13 protein-coding genes and 1 pseudogene are annotated in these 14,058 nt (G+C 63.7%); 5 read left to right on the top strand and 9 right to left on the bottom strand.

What is annotated here, in order from left to right:
* Nucleotides 1–33 precede the first annotated feature (33 nt).
* Nucleotides 34–1,014, top strand: a complete 981-nt coding sequence (locus CK219_RS24570) for a hydroxyacid dehydrogenase (protein WP_095769201.1) — start codon at nucleotides 34–36, stop codon at nucleotides 1,012–1,014.
* A gap of 80 nt (nucleotides 1,015–1,094) precedes the next feature.
* Here CK219_RS24570 and CK219_RS24565 read toward each other — a convergent pair whose 3' ends face one another.
* Entirely contained in the window at nucleotides 1,095–2,390 is a 1,296-nt protein-coding gene (locus CK219_RS24565) for an amidase (RefSeq protein ID WP_095769200.1), read from the bottom strand.
* Between the two features lie 119 nt (nucleotides 2,391–2,509).
* Between CK219_RS24565 and CK219_RS24560 the strand changes: the two genes are divergently transcribed.
* Nucleotides 2,510–2,857 carry a GFA family protein gene (locus CK219_RS24560; RefSeq protein WP_095769298.1) on the top strand — a complete coding sequence of 116 codons (348 nt, stop codon included), beginning with the start codon at nucleotides 2,510–2,512 and terminating at the stop codon, nucleotides 2,855–2,857.
* A 143-nt stretch (nucleotides 2,858–3,000) separates the two neighbouring features.
* Here CK219_RS24560 and CK219_RS24555 read toward each other — a convergent pair whose 3' ends face one another.
* From CK219_RS24555 to CK219_RS24525, 7 genes are all read right to left on the bottom strand, one after another.
* A complete protein-coding gene (locus CK219_RS24555) occupies nucleotides 3,001–4,104 on the bottom strand; it encodes an ABC transporter ATP-binding protein (protein WP_095769199.1) in 1,104 nt (367 codons plus the stop codon).
* Nucleotides 4,104–5,210 carry an ABC transporter ATP-binding protein gene (locus CK219_RS24550; protein WP_095769198.1) on the bottom strand — a complete coding sequence of 369 codons (1,107 nt, stop codon included), beginning with the start codon at nucleotides 5,208–5,210 and terminating at the stop codon, nucleotides 4,104–4,106. Before CK219_RS24550 ends, CK219_RS24555 begins: the two co-directional genes overlap by 1 nt.
* Nucleotides 5,207–5,428 carry a hypothetical protein gene (locus tag CK219_RS24545; protein WP_095769197.1) on the bottom strand — a complete coding sequence of 74 codons (222 nt, stop codon included), beginning with the start codon at nucleotides 5,426–5,428 and terminating at the stop codon, nucleotides 5,207–5,209. Before CK219_RS24545 ends, CK219_RS24550 begins: the two co-directional genes overlap by 4 nt.
* Nucleotides 5,425–6,381 carry a carbohydrate ABC transporter permease gene (locus CK219_RS24540; RefSeq protein ID WP_095769196.1) on the bottom strand — a complete coding sequence of 319 codons (957 nt, stop codon included), beginning with the start codon at nucleotides 6,379–6,381 and terminating at the stop codon, nucleotides 5,425–5,427. Before CK219_RS24540 ends, CK219_RS24545 begins: the two co-directional genes overlap by 4 nt.
* 1 nt (nucleotide 6,382) lies before the next feature.
* Nucleotides 6,383–7,288 carry a sugar ABC transporter permease gene (locus CK219_RS24535; RefSeq protein WP_095769195.1) on the bottom strand — a complete coding sequence of 302 codons (906 nt, stop codon included), beginning with the start codon at nucleotides 7,286–7,288 and terminating at the stop codon, nucleotides 6,383–6,385.
* Nucleotides 7,289–7,352: 64 nt separating this feature from the next.
* Nucleotides 7,353–8,669, bottom strand: coding sequence for an extracellular solute-binding protein (locus CK219_RS24530; RefSeq protein ID WP_095769194.1), 1,317 nt, complete (start codon nucleotides 8,667–8,669; stop codon nucleotides 7,353–7,355).
* A gap of 350 nt (nucleotides 8,670–9,019) precedes the next feature.
* Nucleotides 9,020–9,715 (bottom strand): TetR/AcrR family transcriptional regulator, encoded by a 696-nt coding sequence (locus tag CK219_RS24525; RefSeq protein ID WP_095769193.1) that lies wholly within the window; start codon nucleotides 9,713–9,715, stop codon nucleotides 9,020–9,022.
* Nucleotides 9,716–9,923: 208 nt separating this feature from the next.
* Here CK219_RS24525 and CK219_RS24520 point away from each other — a divergent pair, with 208 nt between their 5' ends.
* The 3 genes and pseudogenes from CK219_RS24520 to CK219_RS24510 all read left to right on the top strand — a co-directional run bounded on the left by CK219_RS24520 (nucleotide 9,924) and on the right by CK219_RS24510 (nucleotide 12,394).
* On the top strand, nucleotides 9,924–11,120 hold the full coding sequence (locus CK219_RS24520; protein WP_095769297.1) for a Tm-1-like ATP-binding domain-containing protein: 1,197 nt from the start codon (nucleotides 9,924–9,926) through the stop codon (nucleotides 11,118–11,120).
* A 12-nt stretch (nucleotides 11,121–11,132) separates the two neighbouring features.
* Nucleotides 11,133–11,972: a phosphoenolpyruvate hydrolase family protein gene (locus CK219_RS24515; RefSeq protein WP_095769192.1), complete on the top strand. Its 840-nt coding sequence runs from the start codon at nucleotides 11,133–11,135 to the stop codon at nucleotides 11,970–11,972.
* A 4-nt stretch (nucleotides 11,973–11,976) separates the two neighbouring features.
* Nucleotides 11,977–12,394 (top strand): annotated as a pseudogene (locus tag CK219_RS24510) (cupin domain-containing protein).
* Between the two features lie 319 nt (nucleotides 12,395–12,713).
* On the opposite strand, the gene CK219_RS24505 reads toward CK219_RS24510, so the two are convergent.
* On the bottom strand, nucleotides 12,714–13,904 hold the full coding sequence (locus CK219_RS24505) for a Xaa-Pro peptidase family protein (protein WP_095769296.1): 1,191 nt from the start codon (nucleotides 13,902–13,904) through the stop codon (nucleotides 12,714–12,716).
* Nucleotides 13,905–14,058 lie beyond the last annotated feature (154 nt).

Raw genomic sequence — 14,058 nt, 5'->3', positions numbered from 1 at the left:
CTTGGCATCGCACAAATGCGGAAATGGAACCCCATGCGCAAGATCCTGTCGACGCATCCGCTGCACCCACGCGCCACGGCGATGCTGGCCGGCGCCGGGCGGCTTGCGATCGCTTCCGCGCTCGATGCCAAGACACTGACCACCGAGGCCCACGACGCCGACATCATCATCGTGCGCGCGCCGCTGCCGCCGGAGCTGTTTGCGGGTGCTTCGAGCCTGCGCGCCGCGATCCGCCACGGCGCCGGACTGGACATGATCCCGGTCGAGGCCGCGACCGCCGCCGGCGTGCTGGTGGCGAACGTGCCCGCCGTCAACGCCCGCTCGGTCGCCGAGCATGTGATGTTCACCGCCCTTGCGCTGCTGCGGCGCTTCCGCGTGATGGACCGCGACCTGCGCGCCAAGGGCTGGCTTGCCGGCCGCGAGCACGCCAACTCGACCAGCGAGCTGGCCGGCAAGACCATCGGCATCGTCGGCCTCGGCGCGGTCGGCCAGGCTGTCGGCCACATCGCCGCCCACGGCTTCGACCTCAATGTCGTGGCGACCACGCGCAGCCTGCGCCCCGCGCCCGAGCGTGTCGGCTTCCTGTCGATCGACGCGCTGGTCGAGCAGAGCGACATCATCGTGCTCTGCTGCCCGCTGACGCAGGAAACGCGCGGCCTCATCAGTCGAGAGCGCATTGCCCGCATGAAACCCAACACGCTGCTGATCAATGTCTCGCGCGGCCCGGTGGTGGATGATGAGGCGCTGATCGAGGCCCTACGTGCCGGCCGCATCAGCGGCGCTGCGCTCGACGTTTTTGCGACCCAACCGCTGCCGCCGAACCATCCCTATTTCGGCTTCGACAACGTCATCGTCACCCCGCATATGGCCGGCATCACCGAGGAATCGATGATGCGCATGGGCGTCGGCGCCGCCGCCGAGGCGCTGCTGGTGCTCGCCGGCAAGCTGCCCGTCAATCTGCGCAATCCGGACGTTATCGAGCACTATCGCCGGCGTTTTCCGGTCGGCGAATAGTTCCGCGGCGAGCATCGCGACGGCGGAGACCTGAGATGCGGGCCAGCCTTTCCGGACTTGCATCCTGATGGCCTGCGCAGTCACCGGCCAAGCAAAGCCTCGACCGCGGCGGCAATGCGCAGCAGATGACTGTCATGCCCGTGTTTGCCCACCAGCATCAATCCGGCCGGCAGGTTCGTGCCGGGCATCGGCAGCGAGATCGCGCAAAGGTCGAACTGGTTGGCGACCTGCGTGTTGCGCAAGAGCAGTCCTTCCGTCTTGTCGCGCAGAGCTTCGTCGCCGGCCATGGCGGAGATGGACGGCGCGACCATCGGCACGGTCGGCAATGCCAGAACATCGACCGTCTCCAGCCGTTGCGCCATGGCCGCCGCGAGCTCGCCGCGACGGCGGATCGTGCGGATATAGGCGGAAGCGGGAACAGCCAGCGCGCGCGACAATGGCCCGGTGACATGCGGATCGACCGGCACCGAGGCGCCGCCCGCCAGCCAATCGGCATGCACCTCCGCGCCTTCCATGGACGCGATGGTCCCGCGCCTGGTTGCTGCGCGCATCTCGGCGATAAGATCGTCGATGGACAAATCGGCGGCGCGGGCGCCGGCTCGTCCGATCCTGTCGATGCAGGCCTCGAAAGCTTCGGCGACCTTCGCCTGCGTTTCGCCGAACAAGACGCCGCGTGGAATGCCGACGCGCAGGCCGGCGAGCGAGCCTGGCTGAGGACCGGCGGGCTCTTGTCCCGCCATGATCGCATCGGCGATCGCGCAATCGGCGACGCTGCGGGCAAGCGGACCGATCGAATCCAGCGTCATCGACAGCGGAAAGGCTCCCGTCAAAGGCACGCGCCGCGCCGTCGGCTTGAAGCCGACGACGCCGTTGAGCGAGGCGGGGATGCGCACCGAGCCGCCGGTGTCCGAACCGATCGAGATGTCGCTTGTGCCCTCGCCGATCGCAACGCCGGCTCCAGATGACGAGCCGCCCGGGATCAGGCCGACATCGGCAGCGTTGCCCGGTGTGCCGTGATGCGGATTGTCGCCGATCGCGGTGAAAGCGAACTCGGTCATGTTGGTCTTGCCGAGGACGACCGCGCCCGCCTGGCGCAGCCTTTGCACGATCGCTGCGTCCCGCGCCGCCGGTTCGGCGCTGGCGCGGATCAGCGATCCGGCCGCTGTCGGTTCGCCGGCGACGTCGAACAGATCCTTGATCGAAACGATGCGCCCGTCGAGCGGCCCAAGGCTGACGCCGGCCTTGCGGCGGGCATCGGACGCATCGGCGGCTGCCCGCGCGGCCTCGGCATAGAGCTTCGTATAGACCTTCTCATCCCCCGCCCGATTGGCAAGACGTGACAGGATGATTTCAAGACGGTCGCGGATGGATTGCATTTTCGATGTCGGGCCTTGCAAAATTGCAACGTCTTTTAAGCGTGCGGCCTGGTCTTGGCCGGCGAAGAGATAACCCGGCAAGTGTGCCTTTGCACCCTGCCAGCGATGGAAAGATGCTGATGCTGTACAAAGGCAGCTGCCACTGCGGCAAGGTGGCGTTCGAGGTCGAAGGCGAGCTCGGCATGGCCGTGCGCTGCAATTGCTCGATCTGCTCACGCAAGGGCGCGCTTTTGTGGGCCGTGCCGCACGAAAAGCTCAATCTGGTCGCCTGGGGCGACGACCTCGGCCGCTACACCTTCGGCAAGGCTCAAATCGCGCACCGATTCTGCCGCACATGCGGCATGCACCCCTTTGCCGAGGACGTCGGCCAAGGCAACGAACGGTCCGCCTATATCAACATCAACTGCCTCGACGATGTTGATATCACCGCAATCGAGGTGTTCGAGTTCGACGGCCGCTCGGCTTGAAGCCAATTAACCGCCCGACGCTCCTGAGACCCGCCGGGCCGAAGCTCGCAAGGGCGAGCGGGCTGGCCTATTCGGCGGCCGGCTTGGGCCTTATCAGGAAGGCCACCAGTGCCGCCAGCAAGGTCGCCGGCTAAGTCCGACTTCTATCCGGCGTGCCGCAGGCTCACACCGCTGCCTTTATCGAACATCACCACCTTGTCGGGGTTCCAGGCAAAACGCACCGGCTCTTCGATAGCCACGTCGGTCCTGGCCGGCACGGTGGCCCGCAGCATCGTGTCGCCGACCCTGAGCGTCAGGATCTTTTCCACGCCGTGGTTCTCGACATCGTGCACGCGTGCCTCGACCGGAGCCCCGCTCTCCAGATAGACGTCCTCCGGACGGATGCCGAAGACGAGCGGGCGACCATCGGCCGCGCCGCTCGTCCTGCCCCCGCCAAAGCTCTTGGCGCCAATTGTGAGCGGCAGTTCGAAATTCACCGGCGCCATCACCGCGCGGTCATTGACCAGCCTGCCGTCGATGAGGTTCATCGGCGGCGAGCCGACGAAGCTCGCGACATAGGTGTCGCGCGGATTGTTGTAGATCTCATGCGGCGTGCCCGTCTGCACGATGCGGCCATGGTTGAGCACGCCGACCTTGTCGCCCATCGACATGGCCTCGATCTGGTCGTGCGTGACGAACAGGAACGTGGCGCCGAGTTGCATCTGAAGGTTCTTCAACTCCGTGCGCAGCGCTTCGCGCAGCTTGGCGTCGAGCGCCGAGAGCGGCTCGTCCATCAGGAACACGCGCGGCTTGCGCACGATGGCGCGGCCGATCGAGACGCGCTGCATCTCGCCGCCGGAAAGCCGGTCGGTCTTGCGGTCGAGCAGATGTTCGATCCTGAGCGTGCGGGCGGCGCGCGCGACACGGTCCTTGATCTCGGCATCCGGCAGCCGGCGGATCTTCGGCTTCAGCGGAAATTCGAGGTTCTGCCGCACAGTGTAGCGCGGATAAAGCGAATATTGCTGCAGCACCAGCGCGACGTCGCGCTCGGCCGCGCCCCAGTCGGCGACGTCGACGCCGTCGATGAGAACCTGCCCCTCGGTCGGCTTATCCAGTCCGGCGATCAGGCGTAGCGTCGTCGTCTTGCCGGCGCCGGTCTCGCCAAGCAGCACGAAGAACTCGCCGTCGGCTATGTCGAGGTTCAGACCCGTCAGCGCGGTGTGGCTGCCGTATTTCTTGGTGATGTTCTTCAGTTCGATATGGGCCATTACAGCCTTACTCCCAGCGACTTGCCGCTTGCCGTGTCGAAAAAGTGCGCCTGCTCGGGATCGATGCGGACATGGACTTTCTCACCGGGGCCCGAGACGTAGCCCGCCTTGGTGCGGGCGCGCAGCATCGTGGAGCCGAGCCTGAGATCGACAATGTCGAAGGACCCGAGCGGCTCGATGATGCTCGCCTCGACTGGCATGTAGCCGGGCGCCGCATCGTGCCGCACGAGTACGCCCTCCGGGCGGATGCCGAGCGTCAGGCCGCCATTGGCTGCATGCCCGTTGAGCTTGGACAGGAGCTGGCGCGGGAACTCGAAGCCAGCCGGCGCATCGCCGACGGTTACGGAGGCAGTGCCCGCCTGATCCGCGACATTGACCTCGGCAATGTTCATCACCGGGCTGCCGACGAACTGCGCCACGAACAGGTTTGCCGGATGCGAATAGACCTCATCCGGCGTTCCGACCTGCTGGATGAAGCCTTCATGCATGATGACGATGCGGTCGGCGAGGCTCATCGCCTCGATCTGGTCGTGCGTGACATAGATCGTGGTCGACCCTTGCTTGACGTGCAGGCGCTTGATCTCGGCGCGCATCTCCTCGCGCAGCTTGGCGTCGAGCGCGCCGATCGGCTCGTCCATCAGCATCGCCTTCGGGCGCCGCACCAGCGCACGACCGATGGCCACGCGCTGCATGTCGCCGCCCGAGAGCGCCGACGGCCTCTTGTCGAGCAGATCGGTGATGCGCAGGACCCGGGCGACCTCGCGCACGGACTTGTCGACTTCGCCGCTGCTCATGCGCATTGCACGCAGCGGAAAGGCGACGTTCTCGAACACCGTCATATGCGGGTAGAGCGAGAAGGACTGGAACACCATGGCGATGTCGCGGTCGGCCGCCTTGAGGTGCTGCACCGGCTTACCGTCGATCAGGATGTCGCCCTGGTCGATCGTCTCCAGCCCTGCCACGGCGCGCAGCGTCGTGGTCTTGCCGCAGCCCGACTGGCCGAGCAGCACGATGAACTCGTTGTCGGCGATGGCCAGGTTCAGATTATGGATGACCTGGACGGCACCGAAGAATTTCTCGATGCCGCGAAGTTCGATCTGCGTCACTGGCGGGCTCCCTCATGCGTCGCGGCGCCGGTTTCCTCGCTCTGCTCCGGTGCGATCTTGGACGTGATGTTGAAGCCGATCAGCCCGATCAGGATGATCGTCACACCGTATGAATGCAGGCCGAGGCTCCATGGTTGGCAGAGCGCTACGATGCCCAGCACCATTAGGATTTGCGAGGCCGGCAGCAGGTACTTCTCGTTGGTGGAGCGAAAACTCATTTGCGGATTGCTCCGAACGTCACGCCGCGAAGCAGATGGTTGCGCAGCAGGAAGGTGAAGATTGCGACCGGCAACAGGAACAGGAAGGTACCCGCCGCGATCGTCGTCCAGTCCGGCAGGCCGGAGCCGATCTGCGAGGGGATGAAGGGCGGCGCCGTCTGGGCGCGCCGGTTGGTCATGATCAGCGCAAAGGCGTATTCGTTCCAGGCAGTGATGAAGCAGAACACGGCAGTCGCCGCGATGCCGGTCGCGGCCTCGGGCAGCACGATCTTGAAGAAGGCCTGCATGCGCGTGTAGCCGTCGACGAGTGCTGCTTCCTCATACTCCTTCGGGATCTCGTCCATGAAGCCCTTCATCAGCCAGACCGAGAAGGACAGGTTAAAGGCAACGTAGAGGATGATCAGGCCGATATGCGAATCGTTGAGGCCGACCATCCGGTACATCAGGAACATTGGGATTGCGACCACCACTGGCGGCAGCATGCGGGTCGACAGGATGAAGAAGAGCAGGTCCGCCTCGCCCGCGATCTTGAAGCGTGAGAAGCCATAGGCGGTGAAGGTTCCCATGCCCACAGCCAGCACCGTGCTGATCACAGCCACGATCAGGCTGTTCATGAACCGGTCGGGATATTGCGAAAGCTGCACGTCCTTGCCGACCTTCAGCACCCGCTCGCCGCCGTCATAGATGCGTTTTTCCCACCAGGGCGCGGCATCGTAGACTTGCGGATCCACGGGCTTCTGCATCTGCACGCGCTTGGTGAAGAGCCGCACGAACGGCGTCACCTCAGGCTCGAACAGCACGGTGGGCGGGACGCTGACGGCGAGCTCCTTCGGCTTGAAGGCCGTCGAGGCGATCCAGTAGATCGGTGCCAGGAAGATCAGCGTCGCGATCAGCACCGCGGCGATGGCGATGCGATTGAAGGCGACCTCGGAAGAAGTGCGGACGGCGGCCATGTCAGCGCTCCTTCACCTTGTTGAGATACTTCACGTAGAGGTTGGTGATCGCCAGCACCATGATCAGCACGATGTAGGCCAGCGCGCAGGACTTGCCCGTATCCCACTGCTGGAAGGCCTGCTTGTAGAGCCGGATCGCGATCAGCTCGGCGGTCGGCTGGGTGGTCATGGTGTAGGCGATGTCGAAGGTCTTGAAGGCTTCCATGGTGCGGAAGATCAGCGCGATCAGAAGGATCGGCGAGACCAGCGGCAAGGTGATGCGAGTGAAGGTGTACCACCACCCGGCGCGGTCGATCGCGGCCGCCTCGTAGAGATGCTGCGGCACGGCCGAGAGACCGGCGAGCGACAGCAGCATGACGAAAGGCGACCACATCCAGATATCGGTGATCGCGACCGCGTAGAGCGCGCTGTCGGGATTGGAGAGCCAGGCGAAGTCGCCAAGGCCGAAGACATAGTTGATCGGTCCCCAGGACGGGCTGTAGAGCAATTGCCAGAACAGGCCGACGACCGCCGCGGACATCATCATCGGCAACAGCAGCAGCGTGGTGATCAGGCCCTTCATCGGAAAGCTGCGGTTGAGCAGAAGCGCAAGGCCAAAGCCGACGATCATCTGCCCAGCCACCGAAACGATCACGTATTTGGCGGTGATGACGAAGTTCGACCAGATGTGATCGTCGCTCAGCAGCTCACGATAGTTCTGCAAGCCGACGAACTGCCAGGGTTCGCTGCGGTTCGCGGCGAAGTTCGTAAAGGAATAGCCGAGCGAATAGATCAGCGGGAAAATATTGAAGACGATCAGAAAGACCAGCGTCGGGATGATGAACAGGTTGCGGATGGTCAGATCGGACCAGCCGCGAGCGGCGGCCCTGGACGCTGGATCAAGATTGGTAAGGGCTACCGAAGCCAACTTTGTCTCCTGAAAACAGGAATGCCGGAGGGGGAAACCTCCTCCGGCATTCTGACTGCGATGCTTACTTGTAACGGTTGTATTTGGTGAAGGTCGCCTTCCAGTCGGCGGCCGTCTTGTCGAGCGCCTCCTGGGCGGTACCCTTGCCGCCGACCACGAACGGATAGATGTTCTGGTTCAGCTGATCGAGCACTTCGGCGTATTCAGGCGTTGCCCAGAAGTCCTTGACCATGAACATCGTGTCATAGAACGCCTTGTTGTAGGGCGTCGCGTTCTGGAAGGCTTCGGACTTCAGCACGGCCTGGCTGCAGGTGTAGCCGCCGAGCTCGGCCCACTTCTTCTGGGTCTCGTCCTTGATGAACCACTCGAGGAACTTCATCGCCTCGTCCTTGTTCTTCGAATACGAGACGACCGAGATGCCCTGGCCGCCGAGCGCGGCGAAGCGCTTGCCGTCCGGGCCGGCCGGATTGGCGAAGAAGCCGGTGACGTCGGCATAGGGGTTGGTGGCCTTGTTCACCAGCGGCGGGAAGAAGGCGAAGAAGTTCATGCTCATCGCTGCCAGGCCGCCGGTGATCGCCTGGTTGTCTTCCACGAAGAAGGTCTTGCCCCAGCCCGGAGGCGTGAACTTGTAGAGTTGCTTGTACATGTCGAGGCCGGCGGCGGCTTCCTTGGAGTTGGTGATGCCGTCGACCTTGTAGGTCGCGTAGTCGCCGAGATCGCCGCCATAGCTGAAGATGGCGCTTTCGACGCCCATCGCCATCGCGTCATAGGAATTGTCGGTGTAGATGGCCACGCCGTACCGCTTCTGGTCCGGACGGTGGAAGAACTCGGCGATGTCGCGCAGCTGCGCATAGGTCGTCGGCACCGCGAGGTCGTAGCCGTATTTGGCCTTGAAGGCTTCCTTCTCCTTCGGGTCCTCGAACCAGTCCTTGCGATAGGACCAGCCGATCGCGTCGCCTTCCAGCGGGATCGCCCAGTATTTGCCGGAACCGCCCGGATACTCGGCGTAATACTTGATGGTCGCGGGCGCCATCACGTCGCCAAGCTTGTGCTGGTTGAAGAAGTCGGTCAGGTCGACATAGTGGCCTTGCGTCGAACCGGCGCCCAGCCATTGCGAGTCGCCGACGACCATGTCGTAGGCATCGCCATGCGCGTTGAACTCGGTGAAGGCCTTGGTCTGGAAGTCGGGCCACGGCGTCGTCTGAACGGTGACCTTCACGCCGGTTTCGGCCGTGTAGTCGTTGACGAGTTCCTGCAGATAGTTCGCCGGGTCCCATTCCGCCCAGAAGATGGTGAGTTCTTTATCCTGCGCGCGGACGGATGTCCCGCAGGCAAGCGCCAGCCCAATACCAGCAATCACGCTGGTCATAATCTTGCGCATAGTTTTCCTCCCTTGTGCGCATTCTACCGTCTCATGCGAGCCGGCGGCGAAGCCGGCCTTGGTAGTTCCTCCTGTGATGGCACCTCTCCGGTCCAGGCCTCCCACCCTGTCGGAAATGGATCGCAGCCTTCACTTTGATCCGCTTTATCGGTCCTAAATCTGGTATTACCAATTCCCGCTTGACGTCAAGCGCTTTCTTGGGAGGCTAGGCGCAGACGAACGAGCCCACCATTATGGCATCTGCCTGTTTTCCCTTGTTTTTCCTACTCCTTGATACGCCGATCCCTTGTAAGGGCCAGCTCACCCCATTTAACATTCAAAATCGTCCCCACAATCTGGTCGAACCAGATTTATCCGATCGTCGCCCCAGGCGCCGCAGCCATTCCTGCAGATTTCGCCTCCGATTCCGCCATTGCGGCGCGCACCAGCGCGCCTGCCGCCCACTGCGCGACCGACATCATCTCGGCGCTGTTCAGTCCCCAGATGTCCTTCAGCACCGTGACCACCTCGACGCCGAACATCAGCGACAGCGCCTGGGCCAGGCGCGCGAGCTGGCGCGGCTTCAAGCGCCCCTTGAGCGGCGCGATCGCATCCTTCAACAAATCGACGCGATGACCGCGAATGAAGGCCGGTTCGGATCCCAGCGTGCCCGCCTGGCGCTGCGCCCATTGATCGAGGGACAGTTTCAGCGCCGCCTTGAACGTTGCCTCGAAGGCTTCGATGCGCGGCATCGCGGTCGCGAACAGATCTGCCACGCGCCGCTCGGCATCGTCGGATGCCGACTTCCAGGTAAGGATAGGGCCGAGCCCTTCATCGACCACGGCCTGCACCAGCGCCGCCTGGCTCGGGAAATACCGGTAGGCGGTGGCGCGCGACACCTCTGCCGCCTCCGCGACCTCGCTGACCGAAGGGGTCATGCCTGATTGCATCAGCCTCGTCGCCGTTTCCAGCATCAGCCGCTTTGTGCGGGCGCGCGGCCCCTTCTCGGCGGCCGGCGCCTGTGCGGCGTCATCGATGGAGGCGGCTTGTTGACGTGAGACATCCATATCAATACGATACGCGCGTCTCAAAAATTTGCAATGGCGCAATGCCGGTCAATAACGGGTCCCCACCAGCGACGAGGCTTTGCCGAGGAGCTTAAGGGTGGGGCAAAAAATAGGGTCCCCACCAGCGACGAGGCTTTAGCCTAGGAGCTTGAGGGTGGGGCAAAAAAGGCCGGCGGCAAAGCCGGCCATGCCGGACGGGGAACCGCGGATGAAGCGCATCTATGTGATCGGCACCGCCGACACCAAAGGCGAGGAACTCGCCTTCCTGGCCGATGCCGTCGCCAAGGCCGGCGGCGCGGTCGTCCGTGTCGATATCGGCACGCGAGGCGCGACCGTCCCGGTGGATATCTCTGCCAGCGAGGTCGCCGCGCATCATCCCAAGGGAGCCGGCACTGTTCTCGGCATCGACGATCGCGGCACCGCCGTTGCCGGCATGGGCGCGGCCTTCGCCAATTTCATCCAGTCACGTGACGACATCGCCGGGGTGATCGGCATCGGCGGCGGCGGCGGCACCTCGATCGTCACCGCCGGCATGCGGGCGCTGCCGCTCGGCCTGCCGAAGATCATGGTCTCGACATTGGCCTCCGGCGATACCGCGCCTTACGTCGACATCTCCGACATCATCATGATGCCGTCGGTCACCGACATGGCGGGACTGAACAGGCTCTCCCGCATTGTGCTGCACAATGCCGCCCAGGCGATCGCCGGCATGGCCGCGAAGCCCGCCTCGGCCGCCGCCGGCAAGCCGGCGCTGGGACTCACCATGTTCGGCGTCACCACGCCCTGTGTGACGGCGATCGTCGACCGATTGCGCCTCGACTATGACTGTATGGTCTTCCACGCCACCGGCACAGGCGGCCGCTCGATGGAGAAGCTCGCCGACAGCGGCCTGCTCGCCGGCGTCCTCGACATCACCACCACCGAGGTGTGCGATTTCCTGTTCGGCGGGGTGCTGCCGGCGACCGAGGATCGCTTCGGCGCGATTGCGCGCACGAAATTGCCCTATGTCGGCTCGGTTGGCGCGCTCGACATGGTGAACTTCTGGGCGCCGCCGACCATTCCGGAAAAATATCATGGGCGGCTCTTCTACGAGCACAATCCCAATGTCACGCTGATGCGCACCACGGCCGAGGAATGCCGCAAGATCGGCGAATGGATCGGCGGCCGCCTCGCCCGATGCGACGGTCCGGTCCATTTCCTGATCCCGGAGAAGGGCGTCTCGGCGCTCGATATCGAAGGCGGCGCCTTCTTCGATCCAGAAGCCGACGCCGAGCTGTTTGACGCCATCGAACGCACGATCGGTCCGACCGGGAACCGCACCGTGACGCGCCTGCCGCTGCACATCAACGACCCCGCCTTCGCCAAGGCCGCGGCGGAGGCCTTCCTCGACATCGCCAAGAAGTGAGACAAGACAAGCATGGCTGCCATTCCGCGCAAAACGATTCTGGAAAAATTCCGCAAGATGATCGCCGACGGCGTGCCGATCATCGGCGGCGGCGCCGGGACCGGCCTGTCGGCCAAGGCCGAGGAAGCCGGCGGCATCGACCTGATCATCATCTACAATTCCGGCCGCTATCGCATGGCCGGCCGCGGCTCGGCCGCCGGCCTGCTTGCCTACGGCAACGCCAACGAGATCGTCAAGGAAATGGCCTATGAGGTGCTGCCGGTGGTCAAGAAGACGCCGGTGCTGGCCGGCGTCAACGGCACCGATCCTTTCGTCATCATGCCGCTGTTTCTCGCCGAGCTGAAGACGATGGGCTTTTCCGGCGTGCAGAACTTTCCGACCGTTGGCCTGTTCGACGGCACCATGCGCCAGAGTTTCGAGGAGACCGGCATGGGTTTCGGACTCGAGGTCGACATGATCGCCGAGGCGCACAAGCTCGACCTTCTCACCACGCCCTATGTCTTCAACCCGGACGAGGCGCGCGCCATGACGAAAGCCGGCGCCGACATCGTCGTCGCCCATATGGGTGTCACGACCGGCGGCTCGATCGGCGCCACCTCGGCGAAGACGCTCGACGCCTGCGTGAAGGAGATCGACGCCATAGCCGATGCCGCGCGCTCGGTGCGCAAGGACGTGATCCTGCTTTGCCATGGCGGGCCGATCTCGATGCCTGACGACGCCCGCTATATCCTCGAGCGCTGCGAGGGGCTGCACGGCTTCTATGGCGCAAGCTCGATGGAACGGCTGCCGGCCGAGGCGGCGATCGCCAGGCAGACGGCGGATTTCAAGACAATCACGAAAAGGAAGGGATGAAGCAATGGCCGACAGGAGCAAGGTGTTCGTCTATCCGAAGGATGTCAGCGCCTTCGGCTTCGACTGGGGCAAGCTGTCGCTGACCGTCGCGCCGGAAGTGAATGGCGCAGCCCGCTTCTCCGGCGGGCGTCGTCGACTTGCCGCCGGGCAAAGGCCACACCCGCCACAACCATCCGGGCGCCGAAGAGATCATCTTCGTCATCTCCGGCAACGGCGAGCAGATGGTCGAGGACGAGAGCGGCAATCCTGTGGTGGCGAAAGTCGGCCCTGGCTGCACCATCTATGTGCCGGAAAGCCGCTTCCATTCGACGCTCAACACCGGCGGCCAGCCGATGCAGCTGTTTGTTGTCTATTCGCCGGCTGGGCCGGAACTCGCGCTGCGAGAGCTACCGGACTTCAGGCTGCTGCCGGCTGGCAAATGATGATGTTTCCTTTTCCCCGTTCCAGCGCTGGTCGACCCCCACTCCGTCTCGGCTTCGCCGAGCCACCTCTCCCCCGATCGACGGGGGAGAGGAAAGGCGCCAAGCTTTTTGCCGTCAGCGCTCGTCCAGCAAGGCTCCTTTCCTTTCCCTCCGGAGGGGGGAAAGGTGGCGCTGCGAAGCAGCGACGGATTGGGGGAACCACCTGGCAATCAAGCCTCAGGTCGATCACTCACGCCAGTTACGGAAGATATGTGCATAGCGTAGCGCAACCGGGGAGAAGGTGCCCGAAGGGCGGATGAGGGCAGCGCCGACCTTCTCCTTAAGAAATCCCGCCCCTGTTCCACCCACGCCCGCGGTCGCCGAACATCACATAGCCGGCGTCAGTGACGGCCACCGTGTCCTCCAGCTTGATGAAGCCGCGTGTCGGGTGAAGCATGGTCGTCTCGACCGACAGCACCATGTTCTTTTCCAGCGGCTTGGCTGCATAGGTGCCCTCATAGGCGACCGGGTGATTGGTCATCAGGAACGGCGCCTCATGCGTGATCAGCCCCATGCCGTGCGCGAAGAAATCCGTATAGGCCGCGACCTTGGATGCCTTCAGAACGCTCTCGGCATGCGCGATCATGTCGCCGCCCAGTATGCCGGCCTTGACCTTGGAAAAGGCCGCCTGCTGCACGGCTTCAACTTCAGCCAGAAGATCCTCCAATTCCGCATCCGGCTCGCCAAGCACGCCCATGCGGCAGAGGTCGCCGATATAGCCGTGATAGTTGCCGCCGGAATCGATCGACAACACCTCGCCCTTCTTCCAGGCCTGGCTGGACGCGGCGCGGTTGTGGCTGGAACCCAGCGTCAGCAGGCAGTATTCGAAATGCGCGCCGCGATTGGTCTCCTCGCGCCTTAGCCGCTCGATGATGTCGGTCTTGCTGGTGCCCTCCCGCGCCCAGCCAATCGTCGCCAGCATGGAATCGGTGATCAGCTCGGAAGCGATGCGTAGTTGTTCGAGTTCCGCCTCGGTCTTGATGGCGCGCATACGCTCCAGCATGTCGGTCGCGTCGATCAGCTTTGCATCCGGCAGCGCCTTGCGGATCAGCGTGTAGGCATCCGACGGCAGGAAGGCCGGCTCGATGCCGATGCGGGCGGCTTGCTTGCCGATCTGCTTGAGATGCTCCACCGCCAGATTGGCGGCATCGAGCGTGCCCCAGCAGGCGGCGTGCAAGGTCGGCGTCCAGAACGGATGGTTCTGGTGTTCGCCGCCTTCCATCTTGTTGCCGATATAGGCCGCATGTTCCGGCCCGCCCTTCTCGTAAAGGACGATCGGCAAATAGCGGCTGTGACCGATGGCATCCATCGCCGCGAAGAAGATGAACTTGTAGCCGCCGAGCAGATATTGCGTGTTGTGCTTGGAGGTGGCGAAGAGCACGTCGATGCCGGCGTCTTCCATCAGCCGATCCACCCGCGCCTGATCGAACGGGACATTGCTGACCTCGGTTTTGCCCGGAGCGATGTTCATCTGCCTCTCCCTATCTTTGTCGGCCGCAGGAGCGCCGAAAGTCATGATGTATGGCTGTTGGCCAAATCTGCATCTTTTTGGCCACTCTGGTCCAGCCAGAATTGATCACTTTCCCGCCAAAGCCGGTTTCCGTCCAAATCCCGATCACGCTTGT

Origin of the sequence: Mesorhizobium sp. WSM4313 (assembly GCF_002294725.1) — a bacterium.
In the GTDB taxonomy this organism is placed as follows: Bacteria; Pseudomonadota; Alphaproteobacteria; order Rhizobiales; family Rhizobiaceae; genus Mesorhizobium.
Note: the sequence above shows the minus strand (reverse complement) of the source record. Positions and strands in the feature narration are given on the sequence as shown.